This is a genomic window from Streptomyces sp. NPDC054765 (genome assembly GCF_053612065.1).
In genome coordinates, this window is record NZ_JBSHBP010000020.1 from 55,676 (window position 1) to 73,802 (window position 18,127).

General features: G+C 73.0%; 16 protein-coding genes. 12 read left to right on the forward strand and 4 right to left on the reverse strand.

Translation table 11 applies throughout. From position 1 onward, the window contains the following. Nucleotides 1–446: 446 nt before the first annotated feature. The gene (locus tag ACWGJY_RS15525) at nucleotides 447–1,571 is read left to right on the forward strand and encodes a hypothetical protein (RefSeq protein ID WP_453261317.1); all 1,125 of its coding nucleotides are present in this window, start codon (nucleotides 447–449) and stop codon (nucleotides 1,569–1,571) included. Between the two features lie 48 nt (nucleotides 1,572–1,619). Here ACWGJY_RS15525 and ACWGJY_RS15530 read toward each other — a convergent pair whose 3' ends face one another. Continuing rightward, a complete protein-coding gene (locus tag ACWGJY_RS15530) occupies nucleotides 1,620–3,809 on the reverse strand; it encodes a prolyl oligopeptidase family serine peptidase (RefSeq protein ID WP_453261318.1) in 2,190 nt (729 codons plus the stop codon). A gap of 296 nt (nucleotides 3,810–4,105) precedes the next feature. On the opposite strand from ACWGJY_RS15530, the gene ACWGJY_RS15535 reads away from it, so the two are divergent. From ACWGJY_RS15535 to ACWGJY_RS15575, 9 genes are all read left to right on the forward strand, one after another. Then, complete coding sequence (locus ACWGJY_RS15535) at nucleotides 4,106–4,300, forward strand: hypothetical protein (RefSeq protein ID WP_453261319.1); 195 nt, start codon at nucleotides 4,106–4,108, stop codon at nucleotides 4,298–4,300. Between the two features lie 110 nt (nucleotides 4,301–4,410). Continuing rightward, on the forward strand, nucleotides 4,411–5,397 hold the full coding sequence (gene mshB / locus ACWGJY_RS15540; protein ID WP_453261320.1) for an N-acetyl-1-D-myo-inositol-2-amino-2-deoxy-alpha-D-glucopyranoside deacetylase: 987 nt from the start codon (nucleotides 4,411–4,413) through the stop codon (nucleotides 5,395–5,397). Next, nucleotides 5,394–5,966 (forward strand): DUF6113 family protein, encoded by a 573-nt coding sequence (locus tag ACWGJY_RS15545; RefSeq protein ID WP_453261321.1) that lies wholly within the window; start codon nucleotides 5,394–5,396, stop codon nucleotides 5,964–5,966. The genes mshB and ACWGJY_RS15545 overlap by 4 nt, the downstream gene beginning before the upstream one ends. Before the next feature lie 215 nt (nucleotides 5,967–6,181). Next, entirely contained in the window at nucleotides 6,182–8,377 is a 2,196-nt protein-coding gene (locus ACWGJY_RS15550; protein WP_453261322.1) for a hypothetical protein, read from the forward strand. Nucleotides 8,378–8,537: 160 nt separating this feature from the next. Beyond that, a complete protein-coding gene (locus tag ACWGJY_RS15555; protein ID WP_453261323.1) occupies nucleotides 8,538–9,509 on the forward strand; it encodes an ABC transporter ATP-binding protein in 972 nt (323 codons plus the stop codon). Next, nucleotides 9,506–10,243, forward strand: a complete 738-nt coding sequence (locus ACWGJY_RS15560; protein WP_453261324.1) for an ABC transporter permease — start codon at nucleotides 9,506–9,508, stop codon at nucleotides 10,241–10,243. The genes ACWGJY_RS15555 and ACWGJY_RS15560 overlap by 4 nt, the downstream gene beginning before the upstream one ends. A 10-nt stretch (nucleotides 10,244–10,253) precedes the next feature. Beyond that, entirely contained in the window at nucleotides 10,254–11,543 is a 1,290-nt protein-coding gene (locus ACWGJY_RS15565; protein WP_453261325.1) for a sensor histidine kinase, read from the forward strand. 178 nt (nucleotides 11,544–11,721) lie between these two features. After that, complete coding sequence (locus ACWGJY_RS15570; RefSeq protein ID WP_453261326.1) at nucleotides 11,722–12,327, forward strand: response regulator; 606 nt, start codon at nucleotides 11,722–11,724, stop codon at nucleotides 12,325–12,327. Between the two features lie 197 nt (nucleotides 12,328–12,524). After that, a complete protein-coding gene (locus ACWGJY_RS15575; RefSeq protein ID WP_453261327.1) occupies nucleotides 12,525–13,652 on the forward strand; it encodes a PP2C family protein-serine/threonine phosphatase in 1,128 nt (375 codons plus the stop codon). On the opposite strand, the gene ACWGJY_RS15580 is transcribed toward ACWGJY_RS15575, so the two are convergent. Further along, a complete protein-coding gene (locus ACWGJY_RS15580; RefSeq protein WP_453261328.1) occupies nucleotides 13,619–14,536 on the reverse strand; it encodes a transglutaminase family protein in 918 nt (305 codons plus the stop codon). The genes ACWGJY_RS15575 and ACWGJY_RS15580 overlap by 34 nt on opposite strands. 17 nt (nucleotides 14,537–14,553) lie before the next feature. After that, on the reverse strand, nucleotides 14,554–15,660 hold the full coding sequence (locus ACWGJY_RS15585) for a GNAT family N-acetyltransferase (RefSeq protein ID WP_453261329.1): 1,107 nt from the start codon (nucleotides 15,658–15,660) through the stop codon (nucleotides 14,554–14,556). Between the two features lie 140 nt (nucleotides 15,661–15,800). Between ACWGJY_RS15585 and fdxA the strand changes: the two genes are divergently transcribed. Together fdxA and dapC are read left to right on the forward strand one after the other, a co-directional pair. After that, nucleotides 15,801–16,121, forward strand: a complete 321-nt coding sequence (gene fdxA / locus ACWGJY_RS15590) for a ferredoxin (protein ID WP_030020287.1) — start codon at nucleotides 15,801–15,803, stop codon at nucleotides 16,119–16,121. A 183-nt stretch (nucleotides 16,122–16,304) separates the two neighbouring features. Then, nucleotides 16,305–17,486 carry a succinyldiaminopimelate transaminase gene (gene dapC, locus ACWGJY_RS15595; protein ID WP_453261330.1) on the forward strand — a complete coding sequence of 394 codons (1,182 nt, stop codon included), beginning with the start codon at nucleotides 16,305–16,307 and terminating at the stop codon, nucleotides 17,484–17,486. Between the two features lie 81 nt (nucleotides 17,487–17,567). Here dapC and ACWGJY_RS15600 read toward each other — a convergent pair whose 3' ends face one another. Next, nucleotides 17,568–18,026: an ATP-binding protein gene (locus ACWGJY_RS15600; protein ID WP_453261331.1), complete on the reverse strand. Its 459-nt coding sequence runs from the start codon at nucleotides 18,024–18,026 to the stop codon at nucleotides 17,568–17,570. Between the last annotated feature and the right edge of the window lie 101 nt (nucleotides 18,027–18,127).

The following is an 18,127-nucleotide window of genomic DNA, read 5'->3' on the forward strand; positions in this document are numbered from 1 at the left end:
GCGGCACCGATTGCACCGCTGGATGAGCGGACTTTCGCAAGTGATTTATGGCGGAGTCAAGGGGATCGGGTGTGCTCGTGAACAGGTCGTCTACTTCTTGAGCGAACATTGCGCAAGTTGACGCCATGGCGTGCTTGACAGGTGGGCGGGATATACGGCATGGGGGACATATCGTCACCAATCGCTTTAACGTGAAGGCAACTTCACTGTCGCAACACCGATATACGGACGCGCCATGATGAACAACGTACGGCCGTGCGGGTGCCGTAGACCGGCCGGGACGCCAGGCGGCGTCCCGGCCGGTTGCCGTGCCGGGGCGCTTTCCCTCCCCGCTCTTGGCGGGTCTGTTGTCCCCGCGCCGGGACTGGAGTAGACCTGCGGTGGGCACCCCGGTACGGGGCCGCCCTGGACCACCCGGGTACATTGACACGGACGGGAGGCTGGCCGTGTCCACAGTGCGGGACGGCGTTCTCACCCGCGGCGCCCGCGGCATCGGCGCACTGCTCTGCCTGCTGCTCGCGGTGCTCGCCGCGGGCTGGATCATCAGGGATCTGACCATGGCCCGGCACGCCACGGATGTGTGGTGGGCCTGGCTGGGCGAGGGCCGCCGGCCGCGGGAGTTCACCGTCTGGGCCACCTCGGCGCTCGATCCGCTGCTGGCGCTCGGCGCCCTCGCCGTCGGGGTCGCCGCACTGCGCCGCGCCGTCACCTCGTCCGTGGCCGCGGGCGCGCTGCTGTCGCTGGCTGCCGCCACCGCACTGCTGAGGGTCCCGCTGGTGTGGATGCTGGGCGCGGGCCGGCTCCAGGGGCTGGACAGCGGGCTCACCGCGCGGGCGCGGCTGACCGTCCTGGCCCAGCTGGCCCTGGCCGTCGCACTCATCGTGGTGGTCGTGGCGGGCCGTCAGCCCGGCGGCCGGACGGGCCGGCGCACCGGGCACGCCGCCCGCGGGCTGCCCCGGGGGGCGTCGTCGGCGTACGGAGTGGTCCACGCGGCACCGTACGGAGCGGAACCGGAGCGGCCCGGCCGGCCGTACAAAGGGCCGGCCGTCACGGCCGCCGTCCTCCTGGGCGCCGCCGGCGTCGCCCTGACCGGCTGGGAGATCCACCGGTGCGGGCAACTCGGCGGGGACGTCTACCGCAAGGGGCTGCTCGGGGATGCGTCCGTCTTCCGCGCCCTGTTGCAGCCCCCGGCGCACTGGCAGGCGGCGTCGCTCGCGCTGCTGGCGCTGGGGGCCGCGGCCGCGGTGCTGCGCCGGGCGGCCTGGGCCAGGCCCGCGGCGATGACCGCCGCGGCACTGCTGCTGGTGCACGGGGCCGTGGCGCTCGTCTTCGCCGTACGCACCGGGGAGTCCGGCCCCCTCGCCGAGCTGCCCGCCCAGGCGTGGCCGGCGGCGGGCACCGCGGCCTTCCTGACGGCCGCCGGGCCGGCCGTGCTCTTCGTGGCGGCCCGCCCCGGCGTACCGGACGTCTCCCATGACGCGGACGGTGTGCTGGCGTACGGCTCCGCCCCGGGCGAGGCGCGACCGCCGCACGCCCCGCCCCCGCCATCCAGGCTTCCGCCCGGCTGGTGAGACGGCCTCCCGGGCCCGAGGCGCTACGTCCTGCGGCCCGTGTGGTCCTCAGGAAGGCATCCCCAGCGACCGCTTGAGGAAGTCGACCTGGAGCAGCAGCAGGTTTTCGGCCACCTGTTCCTGCGAGGCCATGTGCGTCACCCCGGAGAGCGGCAGCACCTCGTGCCCACGGCCCGCCGCCAGCAGCGCCGAGGACAGCCGCAGCGAGTGCGCCACCACCACGTTGTCGTCCGCGAGGCCGTGCACGATCAGCATCGGCCGGTGCGGCTCCACCGCCCCGGACAGTCCCTCGTCCGTGATCAGCGAGTTCGCCGCATAGGCCGCCGGTTCCTCGTCCGGGTGGCCGAGATACCGCTCCTGGTAATGGGTGTCGTACAGCCGCAGATCGGTCACCGGCGCGCCGACCACCGCGGTATGGAAGACATCGGGGCGGCGCAGCGCCGCGAGCCCGGCGAGATAGCCGCCGAAGGACCAGCCGCGGATCGCCACCCGCTCCATGTCGAGGGGAAAGGATCCGGCCAGCGCCTGGAGGGCATGGACCTGGTCGTCCAGCGCGTATGCACCGATATGGCGGGAGACCGCCTTCTCCCATGCGGGGGAGCGGCCCGGGGTGCCCCGGCCGTCCGCGACGATCACCGCGAACCCCTGGTCGGCGAACCACTGGGAGGTCAGATGGGCGTGGTGCGCGGCGACTACCCGCTGGCCGTGCGGACCGCCGTACGGGTCCATCAGCACCGGCAGCGGACCGTCGCCCTCCGTATATCCGCCGGGCAGCAGCACCGCGCACGGAATCTCGCGTTCCCCGGCCAGTACGAGACGGGGGCGGGCGGTCAGTACCGGCTCCTCGGCGCAGGAACCGATCGTGGCGAGGGTCTTCTCCCCGCCGTCGGGATCCAGCCGCACCACGTCCACCTGGGTGCCGGGCCGCTCCAGCGACGTCTGCGACAGCACGGTCACCGCGCCGCCGCGCACCGCGGAGGACACCGTCGGATACGGGCGCTCGCCCACCCGCTCCCAGCCGCCCTGGTCGCCGCTGCCGCGGAACCAGGCGCGGTAGACGCCGATGTCGTGCATCTCGGTGCCGCTCGCGGAGAAGAGCACATCGTCCTCGCCGATGTCCAGAACGGCCCGCACATGCAGCGGCGCCCCGGTCAGCGGGCGGTCACCGACGAACAGCTTGCGCGCGCCGCCCTCGTCGGAGATCCGCACCAGCCGGCCGTCCGGCGTCCAGGCCGGCGCCCCGGGGAACGGCTCGACCCATGCCTCGTCCTCTTCCTCGTGCACCGTCCGGGTCGTTCCGGTCGCGGTGTCGACGGCCAGATAGCGCTGGTCGCGCTGGTCACGGGCCTGGACGAGCAGCAGCGGCGGCCCGGCCGCCGACCAGTGGACGCGCGCGAGATACGGGTAGCGCTCGGTGTCCCAGGTGAGGTCCGTGCGCGAGCCGTCCAGGCCGAACAGCGCCAGGGTGACCTCGGCATTGGGGGTGCCCGCCGCCGGGTAGGCGACGCGGGCGGGCTCCCGGTCCGGGTGGGCGGGGTCGGAGATCCACCAGCGCTGCACCGGCGCCTCGTCGACCCGCGCGGCGAGTACCGCATCGCTGTCGGGGGACCACCAAAAGCCCCGGTAGCGGCCCATCTCCTCGGCCGCGATGAACTCCGCGAGACCCCAGGTCACCTCGGGCCCGTCGGGCTCGGCCAGCACCCGGTCCGCCGGCCCGGCGCCCGCAGGGCCGCCGTCGCCCCCGTCCGCGGTCGTGGTGCCGTCCACCGCGACCACCCGCAGCCGGCCGTCCGCCACAAAGGCCACCTGCCGGCCGTCCGGCGACGGGCGGGGGTCCATGACCGGCCCCTGGACCGGCAGTTCACGGGTGGTGCCGGCCCGTAGTTCGGAGACGAACAGCCGGCCGGAGAGCGTGAACGCCGCCAACTCCACGGCGGAGTCCGTCGCATAGCCGACGATGCCCGCCGAGCTCTCCCGGCTGCGCTCGCGCCGGGCCCGCTCCTGCGGCGGAAGGTCCTCCTCCGCGCCGGCCAGCAGGGCCTGCGGGTCGGCGGCCGTGAACTCCCGTCCCGCTTCCAGGTCGAGCACCCACAGATGCTGGCTGCGATCGGTGCCCGAACGGGAACGGAGGAAGACGACACGGGTGCCGTCGGGGGAGAGGGCGTAGCCGCGTGGCGCGCCCAGAGTGAAGCGCTGCGTACGGGCGTACTGCCGCGGGAACGAAGGCTGTCCGGTCATGGGCCCGAGCCTAGGGCCTGCGCTCACGTCGCGTCGTTCGCCCGCGGGGCGGACGGGACTTTGCCGGCAGGCCCTGAAGGGGGACGGGTTCATCGCGGTCGCGCTCGTGAAGATCGTGTGCGCCCCCGCTCTGCTTCCGTGCTCCGACTTATGCGCTAGGACGGAAAGTTATGATCCATTGCGCGTAGCGGGTACGGGGTAAAGAGCCCTTGGCATACCCCGGTGCGCGGGTTCGTGAAGGCGGACCGTGCACCATCAACTCTGTTCGGACCGTGAGTACTTGGAGGTGAGCCGCCGTGGCACTCTCGATTTCGGCGGTGGTGCTGCTGGCGATCATCGTCTTCTTGCTTGTCAAGAAGTCCGGATTGAAGGCTGTGCATGCCTTTGTGTGCATGTTGCTGGGCTTCTATCTGGCCAGCTCGTCCATCGCTCCGACGATCAAGCAGCTGACGACGAATGTCGCCGGCATGCTGGGGAACATCAAGCTCTGACCCCTCCCCGGCCTGTCCCGTCCGCCGTACGCCTGCCCTGTGGCCGGGCGTACGGGTGGCGGCCGGGATCGCCTGCCGGATGCGGGGCGGGCGGCTCGTAGGCTGTCCGTATGACCGATCAGCCCGCCCGTCTCCGGCCGTCCCCCTCCGAGGGAAGCGCTGCGCGCCCGGCCTTCGCCCGCCGGCTGCTGCTGGTGCATGCGCACCCGGACGACGAGTCGATCAACAATGGCGTGACCATGGCCAAGTACGCGGCCGAAGGCGCGCTGGTCACCCTGGTGACCTGCACACTCGGCGAGGAGGGCGAGGTCATCCCGCCCGAGCTCGCCGCTCTCGCGCCGGACCGCGACGACGCTCTCGGCCCGTACCGCGCCGGCGAGCTGGCCGCCGCGATGGAGGCCCTGGGTGTCACGGACCACCGCTTCCTCGGCGGGCCGGGCCGCTACCGGGACTCCGGGATGATGGGTGCCGGGCAGAACGAGCGGCCGGACGCCTTCTGGCAGGCTCCGCTCGACGAGGCGGCAGCCCATCTGGTGGCCGTGATCCGGGAGGTCAGGCCACAGGTCCTGGTCACCTATGACCCGAACGGCGGATACGGCCACCCCGATCACATCCAGGCCCACCGGGTGGCCATGCGCGGTGCCGAGCTGGCCGCGCAGGCGGATTTCCGGCCCGAGCTGGGCAGCGCCTATGCGATCGGGAAGATTTACTGGAACTGCAACCCCCGGTCGGTGGTCGAGGAGGGCTTCGCGCGGCTGCGCGCGGCCGGTCACCGCTTCCCCGGAGTCGCCACCGCCGACGATGTGCCGGGGGTGGTGCCGGACTCCGAGGTCACGGCGTCCCTCACCGGCGATCGGGCGTACCGGGCCGCGAAGACCGCGGCGATGCGGGCGCACTGCACCCAGATCGCGGTCGACGGGCCGTTCTTCGCGCTCTCCAACGACTTGGGCCAGCCGCTGTTCGGCACGGAGCACTATCGGCTGGTGCGCGGTGTCTCGGGCGCCGTGAAGGGTGCACGCGAGGACGACCTTTTCGCAGGTATTGGCGAAATGGTGAGTATGGAGGAGAGTGCCCGGATTGAGGAGGCGGCGGAATGAGCACGGCGAAGGGCGGCGGGAGCGCCGCCGAGGGAAACGGCGGTAGCGCCTCCGGTAAGCGCGGCGCGGCATCCGGCGGCAAGGGAGCCGCGGCGTCCGGTGAGGGGCGGCGGTCCAGGGCGGGGTCGGGCGGCACGTCCGGTGCGCGGTCCGGTGCTCCCGTGGCGTCGCGGGCCGGTGTCGCGGCGGCCGCGCCGCTGACGCCGGGACGAGTGGGCATATATGTCCTGCTTCTGGTCACCGGTGTGCTGGTCGCGTTCGCCGGAACGCTGGTACAAGCGGCCTGGTTCCCCGGCGGGTTGATGCTGGCGCTGGCCGGTGTCGGCGGCCTCTTCTACGGCGGTGTCCGGGCGACCGGCACCTCGGCGGGAGTGCTGATGCCCGGCGCGGCCTGGCTGGTGACGGTGTTCGTGCTGCTCAGCAATATCCGGCCGGAGGGCGACTTTCTTTTCGGCGCGGGGCTCGGCTCGTACATCTTCCTGCTGGGCGGGATTCTGGTCGGTGTGATCTGCGCCACCGCGGCCCAGGTGCGCGCTACGGGCGTCCGGTACGGCCGAGTTGGCGGATGACGTGGTCGATAACGGGACGGATGCCGCGCGGGTCCGGGTGAACGGACCGGGTACCGGGGGTTCGCCCGTGGCGGCGGTGTTCGTACGCTCCCCGGGTGCCCGCCCCCGGCGGACAGTATGGTGGTGCGCGCCGTCGCGCCGCCCTGGGGGCACCCCCCGGCCTGTGGCCGGGGATCATCTCTGACGAGCGGCGGAGCCAACCGGGAGAACCTGCTTTGAGTCGTGAATCTGACAGTTCGTCCTCCGGCCCTCAGGGCCGTGGCGGAGCCGCGTACCCATCAGGGACGCCGCCGTACGGCTCGCCCAGGGGAGATGCCGGCGAGGCGCCGGCGCCCGGTGCCGCGGCGCAGCCGGAGGAGCCCAAAACCGAGACCACACTGACGACGCGGATCAAGATCAACATTCCGGGGTCGCGCCCCATCCCGCCGGTCGTCGTGCGCAAGCCCGTCGGTGAGGAGCCCGGCATGAACGGATCGGCTGCATCCGGCGGTTCCGCCGGTTCCCGGGGCGCGCCCCGCCCTGCCCGCGGCAGCGAGCGGAACGCGGAGCGCACGGCGCACACCCCCCGGCCCGAGGCTCCGGCCGACGAGGCTCCCGCGGGCGGCCGGCCCGAGAAGACCAGTGACTGGTTCGCGCCGCGCAAGCCGCAGAGCGGGTCCGGCGGTCAGTCCTCCACCGGGTCCCACGCCGTGCCGCCGGCTCCGGGCGGGGCCACCCCGCCGCGCGCCCCCGCCGGCGCCAAGCCGCCACAGCGCCCCGACCTGCCGTACTTCTCCGACAACCCGGCCCCGCAGGACGGTGTCTCGCCGTTCGAGGGCGGCGCCCGGCAGAGCAGTGGCGCCCGGCAGAGCGGCGGCTCGCCGTTCGACAGCGGTCAGCGGGGCGCCGGTTCGCCGTACGACGAGAGCCGGCCGGGCGCCGGTTCGCCGTTCGACGGTGCGGCCGCCGCCGGCGCTTCGCCGTTCGACGCCCCCGGCGGGCCGGCCGGCGGCCACACCCCGTTCGACGCCCCCGCGGGCGGTCCGAGCGGCCCCACGACCGGGCCGGCGCGCGGCAATTCCGCGCTCAACCTCCCGCCCGGCTTCAGCGACCCCGGCGCCGGTGGCACGCCTCAGATCAGCGACGACACCGCGGAGCTCACCCCCCAGCCGCCGGCGCCGCTCGCCGGGCCGGGCAGCGGCCCCGGTGCGGACGGCGGCGTCCGGGGCGGACTGCCCGGCGGTCCGAAGGGCACGGCGCCCGGCGGCCCCAAGGGCAAGCGCGGCGCGAAGGGTGCCCAGGGCGGTGGCTCCGGCGGCCGCGGCCGGGTGTCCGGCGACACGCTGGTCAGCGGCATCCCGAAGGTTCCCGGGGCCGAGGGGCCGTCGTCCCCGTCGCCGTTCGCGGCAGCCCCGGGCGATGACGGTGACCAGGCCGCCCCGAAGCCCCGGCCCAAGATCCCCGAGCCGATCAACCCGCCCAAGAAGGGCCGCAACAAGCTCGTCCTGGTGGGCGTCGCCGTCGTGGTCCTGGCCGGTGTCGCCTACGGCGCGGGTCTGCTGCTCGACCACGCGGACGTGCCCAACGGCACCACCGCGCTGGGTGTGGACATCGGCGGCACCACCAAGGAAGACGCCGTCAAGAAGCTGGAGGCGGCGCTCAAGGGCCGCCGTGCCACACCGCTCAAGCTCTCCGTCGACGGCAAGGCCGAGACCCTCGCACCCGACAGGGCCGGACTGGACATCGACCCGCAGGCGACGGTCCGCAAGGCGGCCGGCCGGGACTACAACCCCGTCTCCGTCATCGGTTCGCTGTTCGGCGGCACCCGCCCCGCGGAACCGGCGGTGATCGTCGACGACGAGAAGCTGCAGATCGCGCTGGAGAACGCCGCGGGGGCGTCGGGCGCCGCCAAGGACGGCGGGATCACCTTCGAGAACGGCAAGGCGGTGCCGCACTACGGCGTGCCCCACAAGGCGATCGATGTGACGGCGTCCAAGAAGAAGGTCACCGACGCCTACCGCAACCGCGCCATGACCGGCACCGACGCACCGGTGGTGCTGTCCGCGAGCGTCCAGCAGCCGCAGGTCGGCAAGGCCGCGGTGGACAAGGCGCTGGAGCAGTTCGCCAAGCCCGCGATGTCCGGCATGGTGACGGTCCGTACGGACGCGGCGCACACGATCGCCTTCAGCCCGCAGAAGTCGATTCCGAAGTTCCTGTCCTTCAAGATCGTCGACGGCGGCCTGGTGCCGTACTACGACCGGCCGGCTCTCAAGGCGCTCTACGGCGACACCTTCAACGGCGTCATGGTGACCAAGGGCGACGGCTCCAAGCACCCGGTCAGCGTGGAGGAGGTGGCGAGCGCGGTCGGCAAGGCCCTGCTCGGCACCACCCCGGCCGAGCGGATCCAGACCATCGCCACGAACGGCAACTGACCGCCACCCGGCGCGAAACCGCAGGTAAGAGGCCCCCGCAGGGCGTTTCCCGGCTCACCCCGAGAAGCCCCTTAGGGGGCCTCACCCATGACAGATGTCATGGCACAGTGCATACACCCGACACTGCCGCGTGCGGTGCGGATGCCGGAAGCTGAAGAACATGACGACCACAGCGACCAGCACTGCCGCCGCCGCGCAGACGGCGGACCGGGCACCCGTGGTCAGCTTCCGGCAGGTCAGCAAGAGCTACGGCGCCGTGCGCGCGGTGGCCGACCTGAATCTGGAGCTGTCCCCGGGAGAGACCGTCGCCCTTCTCGGCCCGAACGGCGCGGGCAAGTCCTCGACCCTCGATCTCCTCCTCGGGCTGCGCAGCGCCGACTCCGGCAGCGTGACCCTCTTCGGCACGACCCCGCAGCGCGCCATCGGCCAGGGCAGGGTCGGCGCGATGCTGCAAAGCGGCGGCCTGATGGACGGCGTCAAGGTCAGGGAACTGGTCAAGCTCGCGCGCGATCTGCATCCGCGCGGCTATCCGGTCGACCAGATCCTGGCCGCCGCCCAGATCACCGACATCGCCGACCGCCTGGTCGACAAGCTCTCCGGCGGCCAGGAGCAGCGGGTGCGCTTCGCCCTCGCCACCGCCGGCGCGGGCGACCTGATCGTGCTGGACGAGCCGACCACCGGCATGGACGTCTCCGCCCGGCAGACCTTCTGGGCAGCGATGCGCCGGCAGGCCCAGGAGGGCCGTACGGTCCTCTTCGCGACCCACTACCTCGAAGAGGCCGACGAGATCGCCGACCGGGTGATCGTGCTGCACCGCGGCCGGGTGCTGGCCGACGGCACGGCCGCCGAGATCAAGGCCAGGGCCGGCGCCCGCCGGGTCACCTTCGAGCTCGACGAGCCGATCGACCGCGAGGCGCTGCACGGCCTGCCGTCCCTGACCTCCCTGGAGGTCTCCGGCCGCACGGTCCGCATCCAGTCGCACGACGCCGACGCCACCGTCCACGCCCTCTACGGCCTCGGCTGCTACCCACATCATCTCGAAGTCTCCGGCCTCGGCCTGGAGCAGGCCTTCATCGCCCTGACCACCGCTTCCGACGCGACCTCCGCCACCGCCGAGGAGGCGGCCCGATGACCACCCTGATCAAGCTGGAGATCATCCGCGCACTGCGCAACAAGAAGTTCATGTTCTTCTCGGTGATCTACCCGCCGGCGCTGTATCTGATCATTGCCGGCGGCGCGGACAGCAAGCCGATCCCCGGGATGAAGCTCGACATGGGGCTCTATTTCATGGTGTCCATGGCCGCCTTCGGTGCCATGACCGCCGTGCTGCTGGGCAACAGCGAGCGCATCGCCAAGGAGCGGGAGAAGGGCTGGGTGCGGCAGCTGAGGCTGACGTCCCTGCCCGGACGCGGCTATGTCGCCGCCAAGATGGCCGCCGCCGCGACCGTCAGCCTGCCGTCGATCCTGCTGGTCATGCTCGTCGCCGCCGTGGTCAAGGGCGTCCGGCTCGAAGCCTGGCAGTGGATCACCATTGCTGCCGGCACCTGGCTCGGCAGCTTCGTCTTCGCCGCCCTGGGCGTCGCCATCGGCTATCTGGCCAGCGGTGACGCGGTCCGCCCCATCGCTATGCTGTTCTACTTCGGGCTGGCATTCCTCGGCGGCCTGTGGATGCCGCTGACGATCCTGCCGCAGTGGGTGCAGAACATCGCCGAGTGGATCCCCACGCATGCGTACACCGCCCTCGGCACCGCCGTGGAGGCCGGAGAGGCGCCGCATCTCAAGGACATGGCCATCCTGGCCGGGTATCTGCTGGTCTTCGCCGCCGGCGCGGCCTGGCTCTACCGCAAGGACACCCGGAAGGCGTGAGGCGCAGGAGATGAAGAGCGAGCCGGAGGACACCAACCCCATCAGGATCGGGCAGGAGCCCCGCACCCGCCGCCAGGCCATCGGCAAGACGATGTGGATCGCCGTCTGGCTGCTGTATCTGGCCGGCCCGGTGAGCGGGCTGCTGCGGGCCGGCGCCTCCACCACCGAGCGGGTCTGGGGTGGCCTGGGGCTCACGCTCTTCGTTCTCGCCTACTTCATGCTGGTCTTCCGCCATCTGTGGCGGCCGCTGACCGGCCGGTGGAGGTACGGCGCGCTGGCCCTGATGCTGGCGATGTCCACCGCGCTCTCGTGGACGCTGGACTTCTCGTGGCTGGTGCTGTTCATCTTCACCAGCGTGGCCTGTGCGGTGGTGCTGCCCTGGCGGACGTCCCGCTTTGCGATCCCGGTGGTCACCGTGGTGCTGCTCGCCGTCGGGGCGCGCTATCCGGAGATCCGCGGCTACTACCTCTTCGCCTACGGCCTGCCCGCGCTGGGCACCGGCTTCATGATGGTCGGTGTGCAGCATCTGATCCGTACGACCACGGAGCTGCGCGCCGCCCGCCAGGAGGTGGCCCGCCTCGCCGCCAACGACGAACGGCTGCGGCTCGCCCGCGATCTGCACGACCTCCTCGGCCACTCCCTCTCGCTGATCACGCTCAAGAGCGAGCTGGCCGGGCGGATGCTGCCGGACCGGCCGTCCGACGCCGCCCGGCAGATCGCCGACATCGAGCAGGTCAGCCGGCAGGCGCTGGTCGATGTGCGGGAGGCGGTCACCGGCTACCGCAGACCCCGGCTCGCCGTCGAGCTGGCCGGGGTGCGGGCCGCGCTGCGCACGGCAGGAATCACCGTCACCGCCGACCCGGCCCTGGAGGGTGAGTACGGCGGGCTCGCGGCCGATGAGGAAGGTGCGCTGGCCTGGGCGCTGCGGGAGGCCGCCACGAACGTTCTACGCCACAGCGGCGCCGGCCACTGTGAGCTGCTGCTCTCCGAGGAGCGGGCGGCCGGCGAGCGCCGCTGTCTGTGCCTGACGGTGCTGGACGACGGCGCCGGCCCGCCCCGCGCCCAGCAGGACGGCAACGGCCTCAGCGGTCTGCGCGAACGCCTCACCCTGGCCGGCGGCCGCCTGGAAACCGGCCCCGCCCCGCGCGGCCGCGGCTTCGCCCTGCGTGCCTACGTCCCCCTGGGCCGGGCCGCCCCGACGAGTGCCCCGGCCCCCGGCCCGGAGATATCCCCCGGCCCGGAGATATCCCCCGGCCCGGAGATATCCACATCCCCCGAACCGGCCAACGACCCGGTGTAAACGCGCCATCCTGTCCTCCGGCACGGCGGCTCCACCCGCCCCTGCCCCGGCAGAGGACGGCCGGAGCACCGGACCCAAGGAGACACCTGGCCGATCCGGGCCGAGGCCTCGCCAAGGCACCGGACCAAGGTGTCACCGAACCGGTCCCGGTCCACCCGAACGCCCTAAGCTTGCCCGCATGATCAGAGTGCTGCTGGCGGAGGACCAGTCGATGGTCCGGGAGGCGCTGGCCGCGCTGCTGTCGCTGGAGGACGACCTGGAGGTCGTGGCACAGGCGGCGCGCGGCGACGAGGTGCTCCCGGCCGCGCGGGCCCACGCCGTGGATGTCGCGCTCCTGGACATCGAGATGCCCGGTATCAGCGGACTGGACGCCGCCGCCGCGCTGCGTGACGAGTTGCCCGGCGTGAAGGTCGTCATCCTCACCACCTTCGGCCGCCCCGGCTATCTGCGCCGCGCGATGGAATGCGGCGCCGATGCCTTCCTGGTCAAGGACGCCCCGGCGGCCCGGCTCGCGGACGCGGTACGGCGGGTGCTGCGCGGCGAGCGGGTCATCGACCCCGTGCTGGCGGCGGCTGCGCTTGCCGATGGCGCCAGCCCGCTGACCGAGCGCGAGCGGGAAGTGCTGCGGACCGCCGCCGACGGCTCCACCAACGCCGAGATCGCGCACGCCCTGCATCTGTCCCAGGGCACGGTCCGCAACTATCTCTCCACCGCCATCCAGAAGACGGGCGCCCGCAACCGCGCCGAGGCCTTCCGCACGGCCCGCGACAAGGGCTGGCTCTAGCCGCTGCCTGAAGCCGCCGGCCCCGCTGCCTGAAGCCGCCGGCCCCGCTGCCTGAAGCCGCCGGCCCCGCTGCCTGAAGCCGCCGGCCCCGCCCCGGCGCCCACCGCCGCCCCCGTTCACCGCCGGCCCCGCCGCGCGCCACCGGGGACCTTTGCCCCTGTGCGGTGTCGGGCGGTGTCCCGCAGTCTTGAAGTGTTATGCCTGCCGACCGTCCCAAGGAGAGCAGCCGCCTTGCTCCCACGCTGCTGATCCTCGCGATCCTCGTCGTCGCCGTCCTCGACGCGACGACCAGCCCGGAGCTGCACATCTCGGCCTTCCTGGGCATTGCCCCGCTGTACGCCGCGCTGCGCTGCTCGTTCAGGGTGACGCTTCTGGTGGCCGCCGTCTTCGTCGTGTGTCTGACCCCGGTCGACATCTTCACGGTGCCCGACTGGGCCCCGGCCAGCCGGGTCGTCAGCATCTTCGGGGTGTTGCTGGTGGCCGTCTTCTCCCTGGTGCTGTGCCGCACCCGTCTACAGCGGGAGGCGCTGCACGCCCGTACCCGCCTGGTGGCCGACACGGTGCAGCGGGCGATGCTGCGCGAGCTGCCGCTCAGCGCCGGGGAGGTCGAGGCGTACGGCTTCTACGTCTCCGCCCAGGAAGGGGCCCGGGTCGGCGGTGACATCTACGAGGCCATCGAGACACCGCACGGGCTGCGGCTGATGATCGGCGATGTGCAGGGCAAAGGCATGCCGGCGATCGGCGCGGGCCTGGAGGTGCTGGCGTCGTTCCGGGAGGCCGCACAGCATCTGGACGCCCTGGAGTCGGTGGCCGAGCGGATGGAACAGGCGCTGGCCCGCTACAACGCCCGTTCGGCGGAGCAGGGGACCGACGAGCGCTTCGTCACGGCACTGCTGATGGAGGTGCGCGGCCCGGTCGGCCTGGCGGAGGGCCGGGTGCTGTCCTGCGGTCACATCCCGTACTACCTGGTGCGCGACGGCAAGGTCTACGAGCGCCGGGAGGGCGAGGGCGGACTGCCGCTCGGCCTGGGCGCGCTCAGCGGCGAGCCCCGCCACAGCGTCCGGGTCCACCCCGAGCCCGACGACTGGCTCGTGCTGTGCACGGACGGGGTGACCGAGGCCCGCGGCAAGGACGGCGAGTTCTACCCGCTGGCCGAGCGGCTGGCCGGCTGGACGGACCTGGACCCCGCCGAGCTGGCCCGTACCCTCCGCGCCGACCTGGAAAGCTTCACCGACGGCGAGCTCAAGGACGACGCGACCGTGCTGGTCGTCCGCCGCAGCCCCGCCGCGGCTCAGTTGAGCATCGCGCGCGCCGCGGCGGCCTGACGCCGTATCGCGCTCGCGCCGGCCGGCTCGACGGCCTCCACCACCCGCGCGTACTCCTCCAGCTCGGCCGCTCCGGCGAGGAACTCCCCGCGCTGGACCAGCAGATGGGCGCGCTCATGGCGCAGCCGCGCCGGATGGCTCGGCAGCAGCAGCGACAGCTCCAGCGCCCACAACTGCACCGCGCTGTGCTCCGGACGCGCCTGTGCCCAGGCCCGGATGTTGTTGAGCACCCGCAGCACGATCTCCAGCGGATCGGCGGGCGCCGTCATCCGCGCGCTCAGCGGCTCCCCGGTCGCGCCCGCGACCAGCAGCCCCGCGTCCTCGTCGGTGAGCAGCCGACCGCCCGCGAACGGATCGGCCAGGACATGCGCACCGGCGGGATCGCCGAAGCCGACGACGAAGTGACCCGGCAGGGCCACCCCGTACACGGGGGCGCCGGCCCGCCGCGCCACCTCCATCCACACCACCGACAGCAGGATCGGCAGGCCCCGGCGCCGCCGCAGCACCTCGTGCAGCAGCGAGGACTCCAGCCGCCGGTAGTCGGCGGGTGACCCGCCGAAGCCGTACCGGTTGCCGAGCAGCTCGGCGAGGTTGCGGGCCCAGATGCCGGGACCGCTGTCGGAGGGGGCGTGCGCGGGGGAGCCGCCCGGGGCGGTGCTCGGGCGGCGGGAGGGCGAGTACGGGAGCAGCCCGGCCAGCCGGTCCAGCTCGATCTGGGCTTCGTCGAGAACCGCCTCGTCCAGCGTGGGATCGGCCTCGGCGCCGATCAGCAGACACAGCTGCGCCAGATCGGGCCGCTCGGCGCGCGCGGCCTCCGCGAACTGCTGCCGGCGCGCGGCCCGGCCCTCGTCCGCCGGCGGCTCCGGCTCGGGTGCGTGGGGCATGGGCGTGGGATACCCCTTCAGTCCCGGCCGCCGCCCGGCAGGGCACGCCGGTAGTGGTAGCCGTGGTGGTCGGTGAAGCCGAGCCGGTCGTAGAACGCGAGCGCGCCCGCGTTGTCCGCCTCGACCTGCAGATACGCGGCCGAAGCCCCCTCCGTCAGGGCCCGCTCGGCGAGCGCCGCCATCACCAGCGTGGCCAGCCCCTGACGCCGTGCGGCCGGCGCCACCTCGACCGCCGCGAAGCCCGCCCAGCGCCCGTCGACGGCCAGCCGCCCGATCGCCGCCGTCCCGCCGTCCGCGCCGCGGACCGTCGCGAACCACACCGAGGGTCCGCCGGTCAGCACCCTCAGCGCGGGGTGGGCGGCGTCGTGGTTGCGGCCGGCGTCGCCGGTCCGGTGGTAGCGGGCGAGCCAGCCCGCGTCCGGCTCCCGGGACAACGTGACGCCGCCGGGGGCACCCCCGGCGGAGGCCGGGGGGAGGCCCGTGTCGGTGTCGGCGAGCGGTGCCAGTGCCGCGATCCGGACCCGGGTGTGCCGCTCGTCGGCCCAGCCGCGCTCCGCCAGCGCCGCCGCCAGCTCCTCGTCGGTGTCCGCCCGGCCCGTGGCGACCATGATCACCGCCGGCAGCCCGCGCGCGTCATACCACTGGCCGATCCGCTCCAGCGCCGTGTCCAGAGGGACCCCGGGGTCGCCGAGCGGCAGTACGGAATTGGCGCGGCGGGTGAAACCCCCGGAGGCCCGCAGGGTCCATTCCCCGAGGGGTTCCGTTTCGAGAGCGGGCCAGCCGCGGGCCGCGACCCGCTGGAGCTCGGCGGCGGTGGCCGCCGGCCCCCGCCGGCGGGCCGGTTCCCCCGAGGAGGGGCGCGAAGCTCCCGGAGGGCTGCCGGCCGGGCGGAGGGCCGGCACGACCTTGGCCGCCACCAGCGCGGACTCCTCGATCCTGACGCACTCACCGGTGCGCCGTGTGATGCTCAGCACACCTTCATCCCACGAGGTGAGAACTCCGACCGCGTCCGTGAACGGCTGCTCCCCCGTTCCGCCCCCGGTCAGGCGCCGGACGGATACCCTTTTGCCCACGTCAGCACGGGTGATACGGACTTCCGCATGGCCGCCGGCCAGGAATTCCATCGCTCAAACCGCCCCTCTTGTTCGTCTCGCGCCCGGGAACGGAGATACTAGATGGCGGGCATCGACGACGCCGCGCTCCCGCGCGCCCAGCGGCGGTACTGCCAATCGGTCCGCCGGCCCTACCGAGGAGGAACGACAGCGTGACCTACGTCATCGCGCAGCCTTGTGTCGACGTCAAGGACAAGGCGTGCATCGAGGAGTGCCCGGTCGACTGCATCTACGAGGGCAAGCGGTCCTTGTACATCCACCCGGACGAATGCGTCGACTGTGGTGCCTGTGAGCCGGTCTGCCCGGTCGAGGCGATCTTCTACGAGGACGACACCCCGGAGGAGTGGAAGGACTACTACAAGGCGAATGTGGAGTTCTTCGACGAGCTCGGCTCGCCCGGTGGCGCCAGCAAGCTCGGCCTGATCGAGCGCGACCACTCCTTCATCGCGGCGCTGCCGCCGCAGAACCAGTAACGACGCGAGGCCCAAGAGGGAGCAGCCCGCCCGCTCCCTCTCGCCTCCGATGACGTCGGGGGCACCTCCCAGCGTGAGCCGGGAGAGGTCGCACGGCGCCGCTCCGGTCCCGTACGGCCAGCCCGCCGTACGGGACCGGTGCGTTGTGCGCCGGTGTCCCGCACCACCGAGAAAGAGAGCACCGTGGGCGCTGCATCGTCCTCCCGGCCCGTCTCCCCCCGCGCGTCGCTCCGCGACCGCCCACCCGTCTCCCACCACCACCCTTCCAGGGAGTCGCTCTGCGACCGTCTTCCTGACTTCCCCTGGGACCGGCTGGAGCCGTACAAGGCCACCGCCGCGGCGCACGCCGACGGCATCGTCGACCTGTCCGTGGGCACCCCGGTCGACCCGGTTCCCGCGCTGGTCCGGCAGGCACTGGCCGACGCGGCCGACAGCCCCGGCTATCCGACGGTGTGGGGAACGGCCGCGCTGCGGGACGCGCTCACCGGCTGGGCGGCCGACCGCCTCGGCGCCCGCGGCCTGGAGCACACCCATGTGCTGCCGGTCGTCGGTTCCAAGGAGCTGGTGGCCTGGCTGCCGACCCAGCTGGGCCTGGGCGCCGGGGACAAGGTGGCCTATCCACGCCTGGCCTACCCGACGTACGAGGTCGGCGCCCGTCTGGCCGGCGCCGAGCCGGTCGTCTACGACGAGCCCTGGGAGCTGGACCCCAGCGGCGTGAAGCTGCTCTGGCTGAACTCGCCGTCCAACCCGACCGGCCGGGTGCTGAGCGCCGACGAACTGCGCCGCAGCGTCGCCTGGGCGCGTGAGCACGGCGTGCTGGTCTTCAGCGACGAGTGCTACCTGGAGCTGGGCTGGGAGGCCGACCCGGTCTCCGTGCTGCACCCGGACATCTGCGGCGGCTCCCACGACGGTCTCGTCGCCGTCCACTCCCTCTCCAAGCGTTCCAACCTCGCCGGCTACCGCTCCGCCTTCCTCGTCGGCGACGCGGCGGTCCTCGGCGAGCTTCTGCAGATCCGCAAGCACGGCGGCATGATGGTCGCGGCGCCCGTCCAGGCCGCCACCGTCGCGGCGCTGGGCGACACCGCCCATGTCGCCGAACAGCGCGAGCGCTACGCCCGCCGCCGCGCCGCGCTGCGTGGCGCCTTCGAGGCCGCGGGCTTCCGCATCGAGCACAGCGAGGCCGCGCTCTACCTCTGGGCGACCCGCGACGAGCCCTGCTGGGAGACCGTCGGCAAGCTCGCCGAGCGCGGCATCCTCGTCGCCCCCGGCGAGTTCTACGGCACCGCGGGGGACCGGTTCGTACGGATCGCCTTCACCGCCACCGACGAACGGGTGGCCGCCGCGGTGCGCCGTCTGGCGGAGTGAGCCACCCGCATCCGCAACGCGCGCAGGGCCCGGGGAGAGCGAACTCCCCGGGCCCTGCGCGTCGTACGGGACGGCGGCCGGTCAGCGGCCGCCGAGCGGCAGACCGCCGAGCAGGCCCTGAGCCGGCGCGAGCAGGCCCTGCGGCGACCCGAGCAGGCCCTTGGCCGCGTCGAGCGGCAGCGAGCTGGTCGAGACGCCGTTCTTGGCGATCGGGCGGACCAGAGCCTCCGCCTTGTCGGTTGCGCCCTGGGTGAGCGGCATGGCCTTCTTCACGACCGGACCGGCGGTCTCGACGAGCGCCGGGGCGAGCTTCGTGGCCGCCTTGCTGCCGGCCTCGTTCACCAGGCCGACGCCGTGGTGCGCGGTGTGGTCGAGAGTGGCGCTGGTGTTTTTGGAGTCCAGGGGCGCCGTCAGCCCGCCGAGTGTCTTGGCGGGCAGATCCGCGGCGCTCGCGGAACCGGCCGCAGCGACCACGGGAGCGGCACCCGCTGCAACGAGCAGGGCGGCTCGGGCGATCCGACGCGTAACGGGGAGGGACATGGTGCTCCTTTTACGGAGAAGGACTCGTACTTCTGACAGATGTGCCATGTCCGCCTGGCGGACGCACTGACTACCGCGTCAGAACCCCGAAGGTTGCGGTG